Here is an 18,999-nt window from a genome sequence, read left to right on the forward strand (position 1 = left end):
ATATTTTAAGTTTTACGGCCTCCGAAGAGACCGCCGCACTTTCATCAAACATCCACACTTATCGACTGTTAATTGTTAAAGAACTGATTCGGTGCTGCCTGCAACCGGGCTTTGAACCCTTGACAAAGCGTTTTGTTTGTCAGTTGCGAAGAAGGAAGAGTATGCAGCGTTTCGGCCATTTCGTCAACCCCGTTTTTCCGCGCATTGCGCTAAAAAACTTTCCCCGTTTCACTCTGCGCCGCGGTCATTTGCGCGCTCCGTTTTGCGGGGAGGCGAACTATAGCAAAGGCCTAGGGGGCTGACAAGGATTATCGGGATTAATCTCTGTGCTATCGTAGCGGCCATCATTCCCTCCCCTTCTCCTCTATATATATAGTCCGCCATGTCCATCCCAACTATCGCAGCAACCAGCAACGATGTACTGGCCGCCTCGCTTGACCAGGCCATCAACAACAAGACCAAGCCACTCGGCAGTCTCGGCGTATTGGAGTCGCTGGCGAAGCAGATCGGCTTGATCCAGCAGACCAGTAAGATTGCCCTGCACCAGCCGGCCATTATGGTGTTCGCCGGCGACCACGGCGTAGTGGCCGAGGGCATCTCGGCCTATCCCCAGGATGTCACCTGGCAGATGGTGGAGAACTTCCTGGCCAAGGGCGCCGCCATCAACGTCTTCGCCCAGCAGAACAACTGCGCGCTGCATATCATCGACGCCGGCGTAAATCACGACTTCGGCCCGCGCGACGGACTGATCGACCGCAAGCTGGCCAAGGGCACACAGAATTTCGCACAACAGCCGGCGATGAGCCGACAGATTTGCGCGGCCGCGCTGGCCAGCGGCATGGCGCTGGTCGCCGAACTCGACGCCAACGTGCTCGGTTTCGGCGAAATGGGCATCGGCAACACCACGGCCGCCGCCGCGCTGATGCACAAACTCACCGGCATTGCGGTCGCCGACTGCGTCGGCGCCGGCACCGGCTTGTCGTCGGACGGCATCCGCCATAAACAGCGCGTGATCGAAGCGGCGGTGACACGCCACGCCTCGGCAACCGAGCCGCTCGATGTGCTGGCCACCTTCGGCGGACTGGAAATCGCCATGATGGCCGGTGCCATGCTGAAGGCGGCCGAGCGGCGCATGGTCCTGCTGATCGACGGCTTCATCGTCACCAGCGCCTTGCTGGTGGCGGCGCGTCTGCAGCCGGCCATCCTCGACTACTGCGTCTTCTCGCACTGCTCCGACGAAAGCGGCCACAAACGCATGCTCGCCAATCTGCACGCCAGTCCCCTACTGCAACTCGGCCTACGCCTGGGCGAAGGCACCGGCTGTGCGCTGGCGCTGCCGCTGCTGCATGCGTCGGTCAACTTCCTCAACCACATGGCGACATTCGAATCGGCCCAGGTCAGCGAAAAAGCCGCGTAAGGCCGCGCCATGCACCAGATCCGCCTGTTCTTCATCGCCCTGCAGTTCTTTACCCGACTGCCGATTCCCACCTGGGTCGGCTTCGAGCCGGGCTGGCTGCACCATGCCTCGCGCTACTTCCCGCTGGTGGGCCTGGTCGTCGCCTCCATTTGCGGCGCGGTGTATGCGCTGGCGGCACTGTTGTTTCCAGCGCCGCTGGCCGTAGTGTTGGCGACGGCTGCCGGCATCTACCTCACCGGCGCCTTCCACGAGGACGGCTTCGCCGACATGTGCGACGGCTTCGGTGGCGGCATGACGCGCGAGCGCGTACTCGATATCATGAAAGACTCGCGCATCGGCGCATACGGCGCCATCGGCATCGTCTGCCTGTTGGCGCTCAAATGCGTGGCGCTGGCCCTGCTGCCACCGACCACCGCACTGGCCGCGCTGTTCATCGCCCATCCGCTGTCGCGCCTGGCGGCGACGGCGCTGATCTGGCGCCTGGAATACGCCCGCGCCGACGGCAAGGCCAAGCCGATGGCGCAGGAGATGAGCAGCGCCGAATTCCTGATCGCCGCGCTTTGCGCCGCGCTGCCCGCGTTACTGCTGGTCGCGGCGGGCGTGCTGTCGTGGCAGGCCATCGCCGGCGCTGCCGTCGCGGCCGGCCTCGCCACCGCCTGGCTCGGACAGAAATGCGTGCGCCGCATCGGCGGCTACACCGGCGACTGCCTGGGCGCGGTGCAACAGGTCACCGAGGTGATCTTCTACCTCGGTGTGCTGGCCAGCCTGGGCCAAGGCGCTTGGCACTGATGTCGCTAGCTGATGACCGGCTTGTATGCGACTAATCCTGCTACGCCACCCCAAGCCACTGGTCGCAGCCGGTGTCTGCTACGGCAGCACCGACCTGGCCGTCGCCTCCGGGGAACTGGAGCGCGTGCGGGCCGAATTGGACCGGCTGCCGCCCCACGCCGCCCTCTATTCCAGCCCACTGCGCCGCTGCGCCGAGCTGGCGACGCGCTTGTCGTCCACCAGGCCGCACTTCGACGCGCGTCTGGTCGAGATGGATTTCGGCAGCTGGGAAATGCGCCGCTGGGACGACATAGCCCGCGCCGAGATCGATGCCTGGGCCGCCGACCTGGTCCACTACCGTCCCGGCGGCGGCGACAGCGTGCTGCACATGGCGCGCCGCGTCGCCGATTTTTATGCCGACATCCAGCGCCAGCAAAGCGGCGACAGCATCGTGGTCTGCCATGCCGGCACCATCCGTCTGCTGGCGGCGTGCCACGCCGGCCTGTCCCCGGCCGACGCCGCCCTGCAGGCGGCCCGCACGCCGCACGCGATCGCCTATGGCGGCGCGCTGACCCTTGAATTCTGAGCGCCGAGCAGCGCCAGCCTCGCTTGCAACGGTATGGCGGCGACACAAGCCGGCCGGCCGGCGAATGTATAATGGCGGGGTTTTGGTGCCCGCGCGCCTGTCCAGGCGCGCAGTTAAACGGGAAACACGAAGCCGCTCCAGCGGCCCGCGTGTGCTGCCCCCGCAACGGTCAACAAGTGTCGCGCAATCTGTGACGAACTGCCTCTGACAACCACTGTGCTCCGCATGGGAAGGTAAGGTGGTCTGACTTGCAAGCCCGGATACCGGCCAGAACAGGTGGAAGCGTGCGGACCAGCTGCGCGCAAGACGACTCGGCCCGGATCATCGGCGCCGGCCACGCTTGTGCTTTCCGGTTCACCGCCTCTGTTCAATCTGGCCCACGGGGACGTCGGCCGGTTGCATCTAAATGAAGAAATATCATGACCGTTTTCGTCTCCCGCCACGCGGCGCTGTCCTCGCTGGCGCTGGCTCTGGCCGCTCCTGCCGTACTCGCCCAAACTGCCAACAGCAGCGCCCTGAACACCGTGCTGGTTACCGCCACGCGCACGCCGCAACTGGCCAGCGACATCATCAGCGATACGCTGTCGATCGACGCCGAGCAGATCGCCCAATCCGGTTCCGGCTCGCTGGTCGACCTGCTGCAGCGTCAGCGCGGCATTCAGGTCTTCCGCAACGGTGGCCCCGGCACCAATTCCACCGTCTACATCCGTGGCACCAACGGCAATCAGAACATCGTGCTGGTCGATGGCGTGCGCATCGGCTCGGCCACCAGCGGCGCGGCCAACTGGAGCGCCATTCCACTGACCGCTGTGGACCACATTGAAATCGTCTACGGCCCGCTGAGCACCCTGTACGGCGCCGACGCCATCGGCGGCGTGATCCAGATCTTCACAAAAAAGGGCCAGGGCGCGCCGGCGTTCAGCGCCTTCGCCGGCTACGGCAGCGACAACACCCGCCAGGCCGATGCCGGCATCTCCGGCGCCACCGGCGGCGAGCACGCCATCAGCTACGCGTTCAGCGCCGGCAAGGAGAAATCGGACGGTTTCTCCGCCACCCTGCCCGCCAGCAGCACCTACAACCCGGACCGCGACGGCTACGAACGCGAAAACGCCGCCGGCCAGGTCGGCCTGCAACTGACCAAGGGCCACGAGCTGGGCGCACAGTTCCTCGCCAGCCGCCTCGACTACCAGTACGACAGCGGCAAGTCGGCCTTCGGCACGCGCTCGCGGCAAAAGCTGCAAAACCTGGCGCTGTACAGCAAAAACCTGATCCTGCCGATCTGGTCCTCCCTGGTGCAATTGTCCGAGGCGCGCGACAAGTCCTTCAACGCCACCGGCACCACCGCCAAGGAGCGCAGCCAGATCGACACCAAACAAACCGACTTCACCTGGCAGAACGACATCCGCGTCGGCGCCGACGTGCTGCAACTGCTGTACGGCCACCGCAAGGAGCAGGTCGAGTCCACGGTGAAGGAAACCGAGCGCGAACGCAGCACCACATCGCTGGCCGCCTCGTACAACCTGAAGCGCGGCGCCCACCTGCTCAACCTCGGCATGCGCAACGACGACAGCTCTCAATACGGTGGCAAAACCACCGGCGCGGCCGGCTACGCTTACCGCATCAACGGCGCGCTGCGCGCCAGCGCCAGCTACGGCAGCAGCTTCCGCGCACCGACTTTCAATGAACTGTACTACCCGGCCTACGGCACCGAATCGAGCAAGCCGGAAGAGGGTCGCAACGCCGAACTGGGCCTGCACTACAGCGCCGGCGCGACCCAGTTGAACGCCATGTACTTTCACAACCGCCTGACCAATCTACTGGTGACCACCAGTCCCTGCCTGGTCAGCACGGTCGATCCGAAGAAGTATCCATCCTGCGTCTACAACGTCAACCACGCGCTGCTGGAAGGCCTGTCGCTGTCGGCCAGCCGCCAGCTCGGCGCCTTTAGCCTGAACGGCAATCTCGACCTGCTGGACGCCAAGGACGAGAGCACCGGCAAGGCGCTGGCGCGGCGTGCGAAGAAGCACGCCAACGTCGCCGCCGACTACAGCGCCGGCCCACTCAAGGCCGGCGTCGAGCTGGAACTGGCCGGCGACCGTTTCGACGACAACGCCAACAAGACCCGTCTGGGCGGCTACGGCCTGGTGAATCTGTTCGCCAGCTACCGCTTCAACGCCGACTGGTCGGCGCTGGTCCGCTGGAACAACGTCGCCGACAAGCAGTACGAGGTGGCGCGCAACTACGCGGCGTCCGGCGCCAAGCTGTTCGCCGGCATCCGCTACGGCTACAAGTAAGCGCAACAATTGGTGTAACCTGCCGGGCCAAGCAGCATCGCGCCCGGCAGGCGCAGTCCCCACTTTTTGAAAGCAGCACATGCACTCCTACTCCAGCAACTTGCGACAGCGCGCCAGCCTGATCTTGCTCATCCTGCTGCTGTGCGCCTTCGCCAGCCTCCTGCTGGCCGGCATGACCGGTTCCATCGCCATTCCCCTGGCCGACATGCCGGCGGCGCTGGGCGAGCTGCTGCGCGGCCAATCCGCCTCGCTGGCCGCCACCCTGCTCGACCTGCGCGCCAGCCGCGCGCTGACCGCCTTCGTCACCGGCGCGGCGCTGTCGCTGGCCGGCGTCATGATGCAAGCGCTGCTGCGCAATCCGCTGGCCGACCCCTATGTGCTGGGCATCTCGGCCGGCGCCTCGGTCGGCGCGCTGGCCGCGCTGATGTTCATGTGCGCCGCCTGGATGGTCGACGCCGCCGCCTTCGCCGGCGCCGTCATCATCTCGATGATCCTCTACCTGCTGGCGCGGCGCGACCTGCGGGGCGGCACCGCCGCCGAGGGCGGCACCGCCCTGCTGCTGCTGACCGGCGTGATCCTGCAATGCGCCTGCATCGCCGTGGTCACGCTGATGCTGTCGATCGCGCCGGAAAGCCGCCTGCGCACGATGGTGTTCTGGATGATCGGCGATCTGGCCGGCGCCCCGGTGCGCTGGCTGCCCTGGGTGGTGCTGGCCGGCGCCATGCTGTTCGCCCTGCGCAGCGCCCGCTCGATGAACGTGATGGCGCTGCACGCCGAGGCGGCCGCCACCCTCGGCATCAAGGTCGGCCCGCTGCGCAAAGGCCTGTTCTTCTGTTCCGGCCTGCTCACCGCCAGCGCCGTCACCAGCGCCGGCAGCATCGGCTTTGTCGGCCTGATCGTGCCGCACGCCTGCCGCTTCGCCGTCGGGCCGGACCACCGCGTGCTGATTCCGGCGGCGGCACTGGCCGGCGGCACCTTCCTGGTGCTGGCCGACACGCTGGCGCGCACCGCCTTGGCACCCCAGCAGCTGCCGGTCGGCGTGGTCACCGCGCTGATCGGCACACCGGTGTTCCTGTACCAACTGCATCGTCTACGCAAATAATATGCTCAGCACCCACCAACTATCCTTGCACATCGGCGCCCGCCGCCTGGTCGCCCAGCTGGACTGGCGCGTCGAGCCTGGTCAATGCTGGAGCGTGATCGGCCGCAATGGCGCCGGCAAGAGCACGCTGCTGCGCACCCTGGCCGGGCTGCACCCGGCCGACGCCGGCAGCGTACGCATTCAGGGCCGCGCGCTGGCCGACTGGCCGCTGACCGAGCTGGCGCGCCAGCGCGCCTTCCTGGCGCAGTCGCGCAGCGACGCCTTCGCCTACAGCGTCATCGAGACAGTGCTGTCGGCGCGCCACCCCTACCACGACAACCGCTATTGGGAGGGCAGCGACGACCACCGCATCGCGCTCGACGCGCTGGCCGCGATGGAGGTGGCCGACATGGCCGCGCGCGACGTGCGCACCCTGTCCGGCGGCGAACGCCAGCGCGTCGCCATCGCCGCCATGCTGGCGCAGGACACGCCGCTGCTGCTGCTCGACGAACCGGCCAACGCCCTCGATCTGGCGCACCAGGTCAGCGTGATGGGACTGCTGGCGCGCCTCTGCCGCGAGCAAAACAAAACCGCCGTCATGGTCGGCCACGACCTCACGCTGGCGCACAGCGTCTCCAGCCACGCGCTGCTGCTGATGGGCGACGGCCGCTGGCTGGCCGGACCGGTGGCCGAGACCATGCGGGCGGACATCCTGAGCGACTGCCTGGGCCACCCGATCGACATTATCCAGCACGGCAAACGCAGCATCTTCATCCCCTCGGAGGACATCGTATGAGCGAACAGAACAGCGTCAACCCGAACGACAATCAACACGACAGCCAGGCCATCAACGAGCGCCACCGTGTCCGCATGGAGCGCAAGAAGGCCATCATCGACGCGCAGATCGCGGCGGCCGACGACCAGCCGATCGGCGTCATCGTGGTCAACACCGGCAACGGCAAGGGCAAGAGTTCCAGCGGCTTCGGCATGGCGGTCCGCGCCATGGGCCACGGCATGAAGGTCGGCGTGGTGCAGTTCATCAAAGGCGCGCTGTCGACCGGCGAGGAGAAATTCCTGCGCCGCTTCCCGGACGAGGTCAGCTTCCACGTCATGGGCGAGGGCTACACCTGGGACACGCAGAACCGCGAGCGCGACATCGAAAAAGCCCAGTTGGCCTGGCAGCAGGCGCGCGTTTTCCTGGCCGATCCGAGCATCGGCCTGGTGCTGCTCGACGAGCTCAACATCGCGCTGAAGTACCGCTACCTCGACGTCCACGCCGTCATCGCCGACCTGCTCGAACGGCCGGCCATGCAGCACGTGGTCATCACCGGACGCGGCGCGCCGGAGGAACTGGTCGCCATCGCCGACACGGTCACCGAAATGGCCGTCGTCAAACACGCCTTCAAGGCCGGCATCGGCGCCCAGGCGGGCACCGAATGGTGACGGCGACGCACATCGACGTGCAGGTGCTGCTGGTGGCCGCCGTCTCGTCCGGCCAGGGCAAGACCACAGTCACGGCGGCGCTGGCACGCAAGTTGGTCCGCCTGGGCAAGCGCGTGCGCGTGTTCAAGTGCGGCCCCGACTTCATCGACCCGATGCTGCTCGAGCGCGCCAGCGGCGCACCGGTGCGCACACTCGATTTGTGGATGGTCGGTCCCGAGCAGTGCCGCAGCCAGTTGGCGCAGGCCGCAGCAGAGGCCGACGTGATCCTGATCGAGGGCGTCATGGGCCTGTACGACGGCACGCCCTGCTCGGCCGACCTGGCGCGCGAGTTCGGCGTACCGGTGATGGCCGTGGTCGACGCCAGCGCCATGGCGCAAACCGCCGGCGCGCTGGTGCACGGCCTGCGCGACTACGGCCCGGTCGACATGGCCGGCGTCATCGCCAACCGCGTCGCCAGCAGCGGCCACGCCGCCATGGTGGCCGCCGCCATGCGCGACATTCCCCTGTTCGCCACGCTGCCACGGCAAAGCGCATCGCTGCCGGAGCGCCATCTCGGCCTGGTCGTCCCGGACGAAGTGCGCAACCTCGACGCCCTGCTCGACAAGCTGGCCGATCAGCTGGAGTTCGACGAGGCGGCATGGGCCGGTCTGCGCACCACCCGCCTCGCCGTCCCACCAGCGCCAGCGGAACAACCGACGCCCTTGGCCGGCAAGACCATCGCCATCGCGCGCGACACCGCCTTCATGTTCCTCTATCCGGCCAATCTGGACATGCTGCGCGCACTCGGCGCGACACTGCACTACTTCTCGCCGCTGGCCGACCAGCCGCTGCCGGCCGAAGCCGACGCCGTCTACCTGCCCGGCGGCTATCCGGAGCTGCACGCCGAAGCCCTGTCGCGGGCCGGCACCTGGCAAGCCTCGATGCGCGCCGCCCATGCCGCCGGCTTGCCGATCGTCGCCGAATGCGGCGGCATGATGGCGCTGGCCGATACGCTGGCCGACCAGAGCGGCACCGCCTGGCCGATGGCCGGCCTGCTACAGGGCGACGTGAGCATGCAGCCGCGCCTGGCCGGCCTCGGCCCGCAGGCTATCGCCACCGCACACGGCCCGCTGCGCGGCCACACCTTCCACTACTCCAAACTGCAGACCAGCGTGGCGCCGGCCGCTCACTCGGTGAAGAACCCGTCCGGCCTGCAGGGCGAGGCGCAGTACCGCGTCGGCTCGCTGACGGCGTCCTACTTCCACGCCTACTTCCCGTCCAATCCGGCGGCGACCGCAGCCCTGTTCCTGCGGAGCGCCACGGCATGACGCACACCCTGGTGTTTGGCGGCGCCCGCTCCGGCAAGAGCGCCCATGCGGAACGGCTGGCCGCGCAATCCGGCAAGGAAGTCATCTACTTGGCGACCGCCCGCGCCGGCGACGGCGAAATGGCGACGCGCATCGCCCACCACCGCGACCAGCGTCCCGCCGAGTGGCCCACCGTGGAGGAAACGCTGGCCCTGGCCGACACGCTGCGACGCCACTCGACCGCCAGCAACCTGATCCTGGTCGACTGTCTGACCTTGTGGCTGACCAACCTGATGTTCAGCGAAGGCGGCGATTATCCGGACGTCGGCGACATCGTCCTGCCGGCGCGTTTCCATAGCGAGCGCGCGCAGCTGCTGCAACTACTGCCAACCCTGCCCGGTGACGTGATCTTCGTCTCGAACGAGGTCGGCATGGGCATCGTGCCCTACGGCGCCATCTCGCGCTGCTTCACCGACGAGGCGGGCCGCCTGAACCAGGCCATCGCCGCCGCCTGCGACCGCGTCACCTTTATCGCCGCCGGACTGCCGCTGCACTTGAAAGGCGGCCCATGCTGATCGGCCTGACGCTGACACAAACGGCCCTGCTGCTCTTGGCCGGCGTGCTGCTTGATCTGCTGCTGGGCGAGGCGCGCCGCTTTCATCCGCTGGTCGGTTTCGGCAATCTGGCCTACGCGCTGGAACGCCGTCTGAACAAGGGACGTTGGCGCTTTGCGCGCGGCCTGCTGGCCTGGTCGTTGGCCGTGGCGCCGCCGACCGCGCTCAGCGCCTGGCTGATTTTCCAAGCCGGCGGCGCGCCGGCCGTGGCCGCGCACGCCCTGCTACTGTATTTTTGCATCGGCCTGCGCAGCCTGCGCGACCACAATCTGCCGATCGCCCAAGCCTTGACGCAGGGCGACCTGGCCCAGGCGCGCCTGCTGACGGCGCGCATCGTCAGCCGCGACACGGCGCAGGCCAACGAGGCCGACCTGGCCAAGGCCAGCGCCGAATCCCTACTTGAAAACGGCAACGACGCCGTCTTCGGCACCCTCTTCTGGTTCGCCATCGCCGGCGGCCCCGGCGCCTTGCTGTTCCGCCTGGCGAACACGCTCGATGCCATGTGGGGCTACCGCAACGCGCGCTTCAACGATTTCGGCTGCGCGCCGGCGCGCATCGACGATCTNNCCCCCCTCGACGATCTGCTGAACCTGATCCCTGCGCGGCTGACCGCGCTGTCCTATGTGCTGCTGGCGCCTACGCTGGCCGGCAAACGCCGCGCCTGGCAATGCTGGCGCAGCCAGGCGCCCACCTGGAGCAGTCCAAACGCCGGCCCGGTGATGTCCAGCGGCGCCGCTGCCCTGGGCCTGGAGCTGGGCGGCGCCGCCGTGTACGACGGCGAAGTCGAGCTACGTCCCACCTTGGGTAGCGGAACAGCGGCGCGCGCCGGCGACATCGTCCGCGCCTGGCGCCTGGTCGCCGGCACCACCGCGCTGTGGCTGGCCTGTATCACCCTCGCGGCGGCCGCCGTCTACCTGTATGGAGGCATGCATGCTTGAACATGGCGGCAATCTGCGCGACGCCACGCTGCGCTTTGGCCGCGACGACTGGCTCGATCTGTCGACCGGCATCAATCCCCACTGGTATCCCGTGCCCGCGCTGGCAGACAATGCCTGGCACCGCCTGCCGGAAGCCGATCCGGCGCTGGCCCGCGCCGCCGCCGAGTACTACGACGCCCCGCTGATGCTGCCGGTGGCCGGCACCCAGGCGGCGATCCAGGCGCTGCCGCGTCTGCGGCCGCCCTCGCGCGTGGTGGTGGCGGCGCCGTCCTATGCGGAGCACGCCCACCACTGGAGCCGTCACGGCCACAACATGCGCCAGGTGCCATACGCCGAACTGGATGCGGCACTGCCCGACTGCGACGTCATGGTGGTCTGCAATCCGAACAATCCCACCGGCGCGACGCTGCCGCCACAGCAGTTGCTCGGCTGGGCCGCGCAACTAGCCGCGCGCGGCGGCTGGCTGGTGGTCGACGAGGCCTTCGGCGACACCACGCGCGACAACAGCGTCGCAGCCCATAGCGGCCGGGCCGGCCTGATCGTATTGCGCTCGGTCGGCAAATTCTTCGGCCTGGCCGGCGTGCGGCTCGGCTTTGTCGCCGCCCGGCCGACGCTGCTGAGCGAACTGGCCGACCTGCTCGGCCCCTGGAGCGTCAGCGGCCCGGCGCAGGACATCGCGCTGGCGGCACTGCGCGACCGCGCCTGGCAGTCCGCCATGCGCCAGCAATTGAACCACAGCGGCACGCGCCTGCAGCGCCTGCTGGTCGAGCACCACATCGACGCCAGCGGCTGCGCCCTGTTCCAATGGTGGCCCGAACCGCGCGCCGAACAGTTTTGGCGGCACATGGCCGAACGCGGCATCTGGGTACGCCTGTTCCAGCAAGCCGCGCGCGGCATCCGCCTCGGCCTGCCGCCCGACGAAGCCGCCTGGCGGCGACTGCACCTGGCACTCACCGAATGGACCAAGGAAGCGACATGAACCAACTCCTCTGCGCATTGGCGCTGCTCTACACCGCCCACGCCGGCGCCAGCGCCGCCATCACCGTGCGCGACGACGACGGCAACGCGGTCACGCTAGCCAAGCCGGCGCGGCGCATCATCGCCATGGCGCCGCACGTCACCGAGATGCTGTTCGCCGCCGGCGGCGCCGAGCACATCGTCGGCGTCGTCACCTATAGCGACTTCCCCGAGGCGGCCAAGAAGATTCCGAGCGTCGGCGACAACCGCCAGGTCGACATGGAGCGCGTCATCGCCATGAAGCCCGATCTGATCGTGGTCTGGATGCACGGCAGCTCCGAACGTCAGATCGACACCCTGCGCCAACTGAACATCCCGCTTTTCCACAGCGAGCCGCAGAAGCTCGACGGCATTGCCGACAGCCTGCTGCGCCTCGGCCAGTTGATGGGCACCGAGACGGTGGCGCAAGCGGCGGCGGCGGACCTGCGCCAGCAGCTCGCCGCGTTGACCAAACAATACGCCAGCCGGCCGCCGGTGCGCATGTTCTACCAGGTGTGGGACAAACCGCTCTATACCCTCAACGGCACGCACATCGTCAGCGATGCGATCCGCTTGTGCGGCGGCGAGAATATCTTCGCCAAGCTGAAGGTGACGGCGCCGGTGGTCAGCATCGAGGCGGTGCTGCAAGAGGATCCCGAGGCGATCTTCGGCACGTCCGAAAAGAACTACGGCGGCGTCAACCTATGGAAACCCTACTCGACGATGAAAGCGGTCCGCAACGACAACCTGTTCACGCTGAACGGCGAACTACTCAACCGCGCCGGACCACGCATGGTCGCCGGCACCGCCGCCCTGTGCGAAAAACTTGAGCTGGCGCGCCAGCACCGAAAGAAATGATGAATCACTACCCACGCATCGCCCGCTTCACCATGCGCCAGGAGCAGGCAAACGCATGAACTTCCCCTACTCGACCCTGATGGTGCAGGGGACCACTTCCGACGCCGGCAAAAGCACCGTGGTGGCCGCCCTGTGCCGCCTGCTCAAGCGCGGCGGCGTGCGCGTGGCGCCGTTCAAGCCACAGAACATGGCGCTCAACAGCGCCGTCACCGCCGATGGCGGCGAAATCGGCCGCGCCCAGGCGTTGCAGGCCATCGCCGCCGGACTGGCGCCGCACACCGACATGAATCCGGTGCTGCTCAAACCGTCGAGCGACGTCGGCGCCCAGGTCATCATCCACGGCAAGGTGCGCGCCGAGATGAACGCACGCGACTACCACCAGTACAAGACTGTCGCGATGCAAGCCGTGCTCGAATCGCACCAGCGCCTGCTGACCCAGTACGACAGTATCATCGTCGAAGGTGCCGGCAGCCCGGCCGAGATCAATCTGCGCGAGCGCGACATCGCCAACATGGGCTTCGCCGAGGAGATCGACTGCCCGGTGATACTGGTGGCCGACATCGACCGTGGCGGCGTGTTCGCCCACATCGTCGGCACCCTGTCCTGCCTGTCCGAGAGCGAGCGCAAACGCACCATCGGCTTCGTCATCAACCGCTTCCGTGGCGACCTCTCGCTGCTGCAACCCGGCCTGGACTGGCTGGAGCAGCAGACCGGCAAGCCGGTGCTGGCTGTGCTGCCTTATCTGCACGGCCTGTTCCTCGACGCCGAGGACGCGGTGCAGCCGGTGCAGGCCTCGCGCGGTGCCTTCCGCATCGCCGTGCCCAGCCTGCCGCGCATGAGCAACCATACCGACTTCGACGCCTTGCGCGCCCACCCGGAGGTCGACCTGCGCTTCGTCCGCCAAGGCGAGGCGATCCCGCCGGCCGACCTGATCATCCTCCCCGGCAGCAAGAACACGCGCGGCGACCTGGAATGGTTGCGCGCGCAGGGCTGGCCGGCGGCGATCGAAAAACACCTGCGTTACGGCGGCAAGGTGATCGGCATCTGCGGCGGCTTCCAGATGCTGGGCCGCAGCGTCACCGACCCGCACGGCATCGAAGGCGCGGCCGGCGTTTCGCCCGCCCTCGGCCTGCTCGACATGGACACCGAGATGACACCGGACAAACGCCTGGTGCAAGTCAGCGGCGAATGCGCCTTCGCCGAGGCCAGCGTCAGCGGCTACGAAATCCACATGGGCACCTCCAGCGGCGCCGCGCTCGACATTCCGGCTTTCCGCATCGACGGCAGGCCCGAAGGCGCGCGCTCGGCCGACGGACAGATCCTCGGCACCTATCTGCACGGTCTGTTCGACACGCCGCAAGCCGGCGCCGCCCTGCTGCGCTGGGCCGGCCTGCACTCCACGCACAGCGTCGACACGGCGCAGCTGCGCGAGGCCAGCCTGGAACGCATCGCCGACGCCGCCCAGCCGCTGCTCGATTCACTGATCGCGCTCACGCTGAAAGACCAGGCGGCATGAACCGGCACGCCTATTCGGACCAGGAAATCGGCGGCGTCTACCGCGCCATTCGCGAGCGGCGCGACGTGCGCCACTTCAAACCGGGGCCGCTGGAAGCGGGGCAGCTGGAGCGCTTCATCGGCGCCGCCCACAACGGACCGAGCGTGGGACTGATGCAGCCGTGGCGCTTCATCCGCATCCTCAATCCCACGCTGCGCGGCGCCATCCACCGCCACGTCAACGACGAGCGCATCCTGACGGCGCAGGCGCTGGGCCAGCGCGCCGACGAGTTCATGCAGCTGAAGGTAGAGGGCATCCTGAGCTGCGCCGAGGTGCTGGTGGTCGGCTTGATGGACCAGCGCGAGAACTTCGTCTTCGGCCGCCGCACCATGCCGGAGATGGACCTGGCCTCGGCCGCCTGCGCGTTGCAAAATTTTTGGCTGGCGGCGCGCGCCGAGGGCATCGGCGTCGGCTGGGTATCGATGTTCGATCCCCGGCAGCTGCGCCAGTTGTGCGCCATGCCCGAGGGCAGCCAGCCGATCGCCGTGCTTTGCGTCGGCCAGGTGGACGAGTTCTACACGGCGCCGATGCTGGAGCTGGAGCGCTGGGACAAGCGCCGTCCCGTCGCCGAGGTCATGTATGTGGATAGCTGGGGCGCCGACACGTAGTCGACCTTGGCTCGGGCTCAGGCATGGCACTCGACGATCCTGCGGTTGCCCGGCCCGGCCAGCGTGCGCAGGCTGCGCTCCGTCGCGGCGCTGAACTGCCGGCTCAGCACCGTGTCGACAAAGCGCCAGTCGCAGCGCATCTGTTCGTGGCTGGCGGTGACGATCATGTAGCCGCGCTTGCTGGTTTGCGCGTAGTACAGCGGCTCGATCAGGTCGACCATCATGCTGGCCACATCCTCGGGATCGCGGTCCGGATAGGCGCCCTCCATGCCCGGCGACGACACCGAGGCCGTGGCGAACTCCACGCCCACCTGGCGCCCCGCCGCGTCGTGCAGATCGCTGGCCCAGGCGTTGTGGGTGTCGCCGGCCAGCACCACCAGGTTCTTGCGGTGCCTCTGCATCATGGCGAACACCTGCTCGCGGTCGTGCTGGTAGCCATCCCAGGAATCCAGATAGCAGGGCAAGGACGAGCCGGCAAGCCTGGACTTCTGCAGCGCGCTGATGCCGCCCGGGTCCTTGCCGGCGCGCTGTTTGAGGGCGCTGAATTCGGTGCAGTTGCACTCCCCCAGCGCCACGGCGGTGGGATACTCCATCCGCGCCATCAACACCTGCTGCCCCAGCATCTGCCAGCGCGCGCGCGAGGCCTGCACCTGGCCTTCGAGCCAGCGCATTTGTTCGGCGCCCATCATCTGGCGGCGCGGCGAACAGACGTCCTGCTTGTATTTCTCCGCGTCGAACTCCTCGTCCTCATCGTAGTAGGACGACATCATCAACTGCTGGTCGCGGCCGATCAGGCGGGTGTCGAGCATGTGCAGCGACAGCACGCCGCCGAAATCGAACGATCGATAAATACGCTCCGGCCGGGCCGGCTCCGGCGCGCGGATCGGCAGCCACTCGTGATACGCCCGCACCGCCGCCGCCCGCCGCAGCGAGAACGGACCAAGGCGCGTGCTCTTGTGGTCGGCCGAGCCGTCGCGCCAGGTGTCGTCGGCGAACTCGTGATCGTCCCACACGACGATGAACGGCAGCGCCGCATGCAGCGCCTGCAGATCCGGGTCGCTGCGATACTGCGCATAGCGGCGGCGATAGTCGTCCAGCTGTAGCAGCAGGCCGCGCGGCTCGGACACGCGACCCAGCGCGGCGGCGTTGGCGCAGGCGTAGCCGGTGCTTTCGTACTCGTAGATGTAGTCGCCGATGTGCAGCGCGGCGTCGATGTTGTCCTGCCGTGCCGCGTCGGCGTAGACGTTGAAAAAACCGGCCGGGTAGTTCGAACAAGAGAACACCGCCAACCTTACCTGGCGCGCGTCCGCCCCGGCCAGCGTCTTGCTGCGGCCGACCGGCGACTTGGCGCCGTCGACAGCGAACTGGTAATAGTACACATGGCCCGGCAGCAGTCCGTCGGCGTCGACCTTCACGGTGAAGTCCTGGCGCGCCGAGGTGAGCGTGGCGCCCGAGGCGACCAGCAGTTGCATCGCCGGATCGGTCGCCATCTGCCAACGCACGGCGATCTCGCCGGCGGCGTCCGGATGGCGCGGCGTGACCCTGGTCCACAGGATCACCCGGTCGCGCAAGGGATCGCCGCTGGCCACGCCATGCAGGAAGGCGGCCGGACCAGCCTCGCCCAGACTGCCCGCCGTGCTGCTGCAGGCGTTGATGCCCAATGCGGTCGCGCCGAACAGGGCGCCGCCGTAGAGCTGGCGCATGAAGTCGCGCCGCTGCGGGTCCGCTTGGGACGAGGTCAACGATGTCGGGTCCATGTGCGCTCCATCAGCCGTGGCAATGTGAGGCACATTACGCCTTGGGTGTGACGGCAGCGTGACGCCGGCGGCACGGATGTGGCGGCGCCGACACGCGGATTTTTTTTGTGTGACAATCGGAGTCATTGTGCCGCGCGCACCACCTGGGCCCGTGCTCCAACATGACTAGTTCCCGCACCAAGAGTTACCTTCCCTGGGTGGTCGCCACCGCCCTGTTCATGGAGCAGCTCGACTCCACCATCGTCAACACCGCCATTCCCAGCATGGCCGCCAGCCTGCAGGTGACGCCACTGAGCCTGAAGGCCGTGGTCACCAGCTATATTCTCAGCCTGGCGGTGTCGATCCCGGTCAGCGGCTGGATGGCCGACCGCTACGGCACCCGGCGCGTCTTCATGGCGGCGGTGGCGATCTTCACATTGGCCTCGATTCTGTGCGGCCTGTCGGTGAATTCGCCGATGCTGGTCGCCGCCCGCCTGCTGCAGGGCTTTGGCGCCGCGATGATGATGCCGGTCGGGCGCATCACCATCATCCGCACCTTCCCCAAGGCCGAGCTACTGTCGGCGATGAACTTCGTGATCATCCCGGCCTTGATCGGCCCCCTGCTCGGGCCAACGGTGGGCGGTCTGATCGTGCACTGGATGTCCTGGCGCGAGATCTTCTTCGTCAACGTGCCCGTCGGCCTGGCCGCGATCTTCCTGGCACATCGCTTCATGCCCGACTATAAGAGCGACGAACAGCGCCCGCTCGACCTGATCGGCCTGGTGTTGTTCGGCACCGGCATCGCCCTGCTTTCGTGGATGCTGGAGATCTTCGGCGAGCACAAAATCGATCTGACCTCGGCGGCGGTGCTGCTGCTGATCGCCGGCAGCCTGCTGGGCGCTTATGTATGGCACGCCAACGACGCGCAACATCCCTTGCTGCGGCTGGCCTTGTTCCGCATCCGCACCTTCCGCGTCTCGGTCAGCGGCGGCTTCCTGACCCGCCTCGGCGTCGGCGGCCTGCCTTTCCTGCTGCCCTTGTTGTATCAATTGGGGCTGGGACTGCCAGCCTGGCAATCAGGCTTGTTGATGATGCCGTCGGCGGCGGCGGCGATGGGGATGAAGTTCATCGCCTCCCGCTTACTGGGCAAGTTCGGCTATCGCCAAGTATTGATCGTCAACACGGTGCTGATCGGGCTGACCATCAGCCTGTATTCCTTCGTGCAGCAGGGCACGTCCATCTATGCGATCGTGATGATCAGCCTGTGCCTGGGCTTCTTTAATTCGCTGCAGTTTTCCAGCATGAACAGCATCGCCTACGCCGACGTCGACAAGGCCGACTCCAGCATGGCCAGCACCATCGCCAGTTCGATGCAGCAATTATCGATGAGCTTCGGCCTGGCCTGCGGCTCGCTGATCACCGGCTGGTATCTGGCCGACCTGCCGCAATCCAACCGCCTGGCCCTGACCAGCGCTTTGCACCATGCGTTTTTAACCTTGGCCGTGATAACCATCCTATCCTCGCTCACGTTCTGGACCCTACGCAAGGAGGATGGCGAGAGCATCAGCAAAGGGGGCACCGCCGCATAAGTGAGCGGCGTCTGGTCTGCTGGCCGGCGTTCCCACACCGGCTGAAACGCGATGTCGAGCCATACTTATCAAATTGCCCACGGCCTTGATTTCACATCTACAGTCAATATACTTGGAATAACACTTGAATTAAGATTTACTTAAAAATCATATTTCCAAATGGATAATATCGTGCTAGATTCGTCACACTATTCACTTTTTTGGACGAGTTCATGAAAATTAACAAACTTTCCAGAGCGCTTGCGATTGCCGCCAGCACCGTATTGATGAGCGCAGGGACCTCTGCCCATGCCAGTGGAGATGTCGTCCTTAACAATACGTCGTCAATCAGTCATTTCGGTTTCCGACTGGTCGATTTGGATGCGAACGACGGTGTCGCGCCAACCGTCACGTTTAGCGGTGTATTCTCGGAAACCTTTTCCCAAGCGTGCGAATGCGGCGGTGGTGGATTTGAGGGCGTCAATTTTGCCTTCGAGTACCCATCCGATATCGCGGCTGGCTCAGCCTATGACAACAGCGAAACCCGGTCCAAAATATCCCCGTTGCAGTATGCGGCCAGCGGTTTTCTGACCGGTGCCGGCTACTTCCGTAGCGATGCGGGGACCAGCATGGACTTCAAACTGTCGGCGAATACCAAACTGGTTTTCTTTGGCACCGCTAGCGCGAGCGCCACTGGTGTCTATGACCCCAATCCCGGCTATTACAATGGTGCGGGCGTCAGCATGTCGATCGCGAATAAATCCTATGGCCGCTCCGTATCGAGTCTGCCATCCGGTGCGACCAACTCATTCACTGAAAATTTCGAAGTGGAATACGCGAATAATCTGGCACAGACATTCAATGGCCAGGCCTATATTGGTGCTTACGCCCTAGCCCATGTGAGCGCAGTTCCAGAACCGACAAGCTACCTGATGTTGGGTGCTGGTTTGTTGCTGATTGGAGGCGCCGCGCGTCGTCGCGCGCAGCGCAGCTGATCCAAAAAGATACGAGAAGCCGCCGTCACAGGGGGAACTTCCCTGCGGCGGTTTTTTTCATCTGTATTTTTATACATCCGAAGCTTAAAACGGAAAAAACCCCCACCTGCACCGAACGCGGTCTTGAGCGCGTTCGGGCTGGTGGGGGTTTTTACACTACTACATATAACTAGCCTGACGATAACCTACTTTCACACTGGTTGCAGCACTATCATCGGCGCAGAGTTGTTTCACGGTCCTGTTCGGGATGGGAAGG

Annotated in this window: 18 protein-coding genes, 1 rRNA gene and 1 riboswitch; of the genes, 17 read left to right on the forward strand and 2 right to left on the reverse strand. The window is 66.2% G+C overall.

The window, feature by feature from the left end:
• The 15 genes from H7U20_RS30305 to bluB all read left to right on the forward strand — a co-directional run.
• On the forward strand, positions 1-302 hold a 302-nt coding region (locus H7U20_RS30305; protein WP_233410764.1), incomplete at its 5' end, for a hypothetical protein.
• A gap of 80 nt (positions 303-382) precedes the next feature.
• The gene (gene cobT, locus H7U20_RS14550) at positions 383-1,417 is read left to right on the forward strand and encodes a nicotinate-nucleotide--dimethylbenzimidazole phosphoribosyltransferase (protein ID WP_199759869.1); all 1,035 of its coding nucleotides are present in this window, start codon (positions 383-385) and stop codon (positions 1,415-1,417) included.
• A 9-nt stretch (positions 1,418-1,426) separates the two neighbouring features.
• Positions 1,427-2,206: an adenosylcobinamide-GDP ribazoletransferase gene (locus tag H7U20_RS14555; RefSeq protein ID WP_199759870.1), complete on the forward strand. Its 780-nt coding sequence runs from the start codon at positions 1,427-1,429 to the stop codon at positions 2,204-2,206.
• A 25-nt stretch (positions 2,207-2,231) separates the two neighbouring features.
• Positions 2,232-2,771, forward strand: a complete 540-nt coding sequence (locus H7U20_RS14560) for a histidine phosphatase family protein (RefSeq protein WP_199759871.1) — start codon at positions 2,232-2,234, stop codon at positions 2,769-2,771.
• Between the two features lie 66 nt (positions 2,772-2,837).
• Positions 2,838-3,057, forward strand: a riboswitch (cobalamin riboswitch).
• A 133-nt stretch (positions 3,058-3,190) separates the two neighbouring features.
• Positions 3,191-5,065: a TonB-dependent receptor domain-containing protein gene (locus H7U20_RS14565; protein WP_199759872.1), complete on the forward strand. Its 1,875-nt coding sequence runs from the start codon at positions 3,191-3,193 to the stop codon at positions 5,063-5,065.
• A 79-nt stretch (positions 5,066-5,144) separates the two neighbouring features.
• Entirely contained in the window at positions 5,145-6,167 is a 1,023-nt protein-coding gene (locus H7U20_RS14570; protein ID WP_199759873.1) for a FecCD family ABC transporter permease, read from the forward strand.
• 1 nt (position 6,168) lies between these two features.
• Complete coding sequence (locus H7U20_RS14575) at positions 6,169-6,942, forward strand: ABC transporter ATP-binding protein (protein WP_199759874.1); 774 nt, start codon at positions 6,169-6,171, stop codon at positions 6,940-6,942.
• Positions 6,939-7,589 carry a cob(I)yrinic acid a,c-diamide adenosyltransferase gene (cobO, locus tag H7U20_RS14580; protein WP_199759875.1) on the forward strand — a complete coding sequence of 217 codons (651 nt, stop codon included), beginning with the start codon at positions 6,939-6,941 and terminating at the stop codon, positions 7,587-7,589. The genes H7U20_RS14575 and cobO overlap by 4 nt, the downstream gene beginning before the upstream one ends.
• Positions 7,583-8,896, forward strand: coding sequence for a cobyrinate a,c-diamide synthase (locus H7U20_RS14585; RefSeq protein ID WP_199759876.1), 1,314 nt, complete (start codon positions 7,583-7,585; stop codon positions 8,894-8,896). Before cobO ends, H7U20_RS14585 begins: the two co-directional genes overlap by 7 nt.
• Complete coding sequence (cobU, locus tag H7U20_RS14590; RefSeq protein WP_199759877.1) at positions 8,893-9,450, forward strand: bifunctional adenosylcobinamide kinase/adenosylcobinamide-phosphate guanylyltransferase; 558 nt, start codon at positions 8,893-8,895, stop codon at positions 9,448-9,450. The genes H7U20_RS14585 and cobU overlap by 4 nt, the downstream gene beginning before the upstream one ends.
• Positions 9,444-10,427: a CobD/CbiB family cobalamin biosynthesis protein gene (locus H7U20_RS14595; protein ID WP_199759878.1), complete on the forward strand. Its 984-nt coding sequence runs from the start codon at positions 9,444-9,446 to the stop codon at positions 10,425-10,427. Before cobU ends, H7U20_RS14595 begins: the two co-directional genes overlap by 7 nt.
• Positions 10,420-11,406, forward strand: coding sequence for a threonine-phosphate decarboxylase CobD (gene cobD, locus H7U20_RS14600; RefSeq protein WP_199759879.1), 987 nt, complete (start codon positions 10,420-10,422; stop codon positions 11,404-11,406). The genes H7U20_RS14595 and cobD overlap by 8 nt, the downstream gene beginning before the upstream one ends.
• Entirely contained in the window at positions 11,403-12,281 is an 879-nt protein-coding gene (locus H7U20_RS14605) for a cobalamin-binding protein (RefSeq protein ID WP_199759880.1), read from the forward strand. The genes cobD and H7U20_RS14605 overlap by 4 nt, the downstream gene beginning before the upstream one ends.
• A gap of 55 nt (positions 12,282-12,336) precedes the next feature.
• Positions 12,337-13,797, forward strand: a complete 1,461-nt coding sequence (locus H7U20_RS14610; protein ID WP_199759881.1) for a cobyric acid synthase — start codon at positions 12,337-12,339, stop codon at positions 13,795-13,797.
• A complete protein-coding gene (bluB, locus tag H7U20_RS14615; RefSeq protein WP_199759882.1) occupies positions 13,794-14,444 on the forward strand; it encodes a 5,6-dimethylbenzimidazole synthase in 651 nt (216 codons plus the stop codon). Before H7U20_RS14610 ends, bluB begins: the two co-directional genes overlap by 4 nt.
• Positions 14,445-14,461: 17 nt before the next feature.
• Here the strand turns inward: bluB and H7U20_RS14620 are convergent, their stop codons facing one another.
• Entirely contained in the window at positions 14,462-16,201 is a 1,740-nt protein-coding gene (locus tag H7U20_RS14620; protein WP_233410765.1) for an alkaline phosphatase D family protein, read from the reverse strand.
• Positions 16,202-16,362: 161 nt separating this feature from the next.
• Here H7U20_RS14620 and H7U20_RS14625 point away from each other — a divergent pair, with 161 nt between their 5' ends.
• Both H7U20_RS14625 and H7U20_RS14630 read left to right on the forward strand, forming a co-directional pair.
• Positions 16,363-17,769, forward strand: a complete 1,407-nt coding sequence (locus H7U20_RS14625) for a DHA2 family efflux MFS transporter permease subunit (RefSeq protein ID WP_199759883.1) — start codon at positions 16,363-16,365, stop codon at positions 17,767-17,769.
• A 212-nt stretch (positions 17,770-17,981) separates the two neighbouring features.
• Positions 17,982-18,743, forward strand: coding sequence for a PEP-CTERM sorting domain-containing protein (locus H7U20_RS14630; protein ID WP_199759884.1), 762 nt, complete (start codon positions 17,982-17,984; stop codon positions 18,741-18,743).
• 172 nt (positions 18,744-18,915) lie between these two features.
• On the opposite strand, the gene rrf is transcribed toward H7U20_RS14630, so the two are convergent.
• Positions 18,916-18,999, reverse strand: a 5S ribosomal RNA gene (gene rrf, locus H7U20_RS31095); the annotation flags it as partial.

The organism is Rugamonas violacea (assembly GCF_016461825.1).
Lineage (GTDB): Bacteria > Pseudomonadota > Gammaproteobacteria > Burkholderiales > Burkholderiaceae_D > Rugamonas.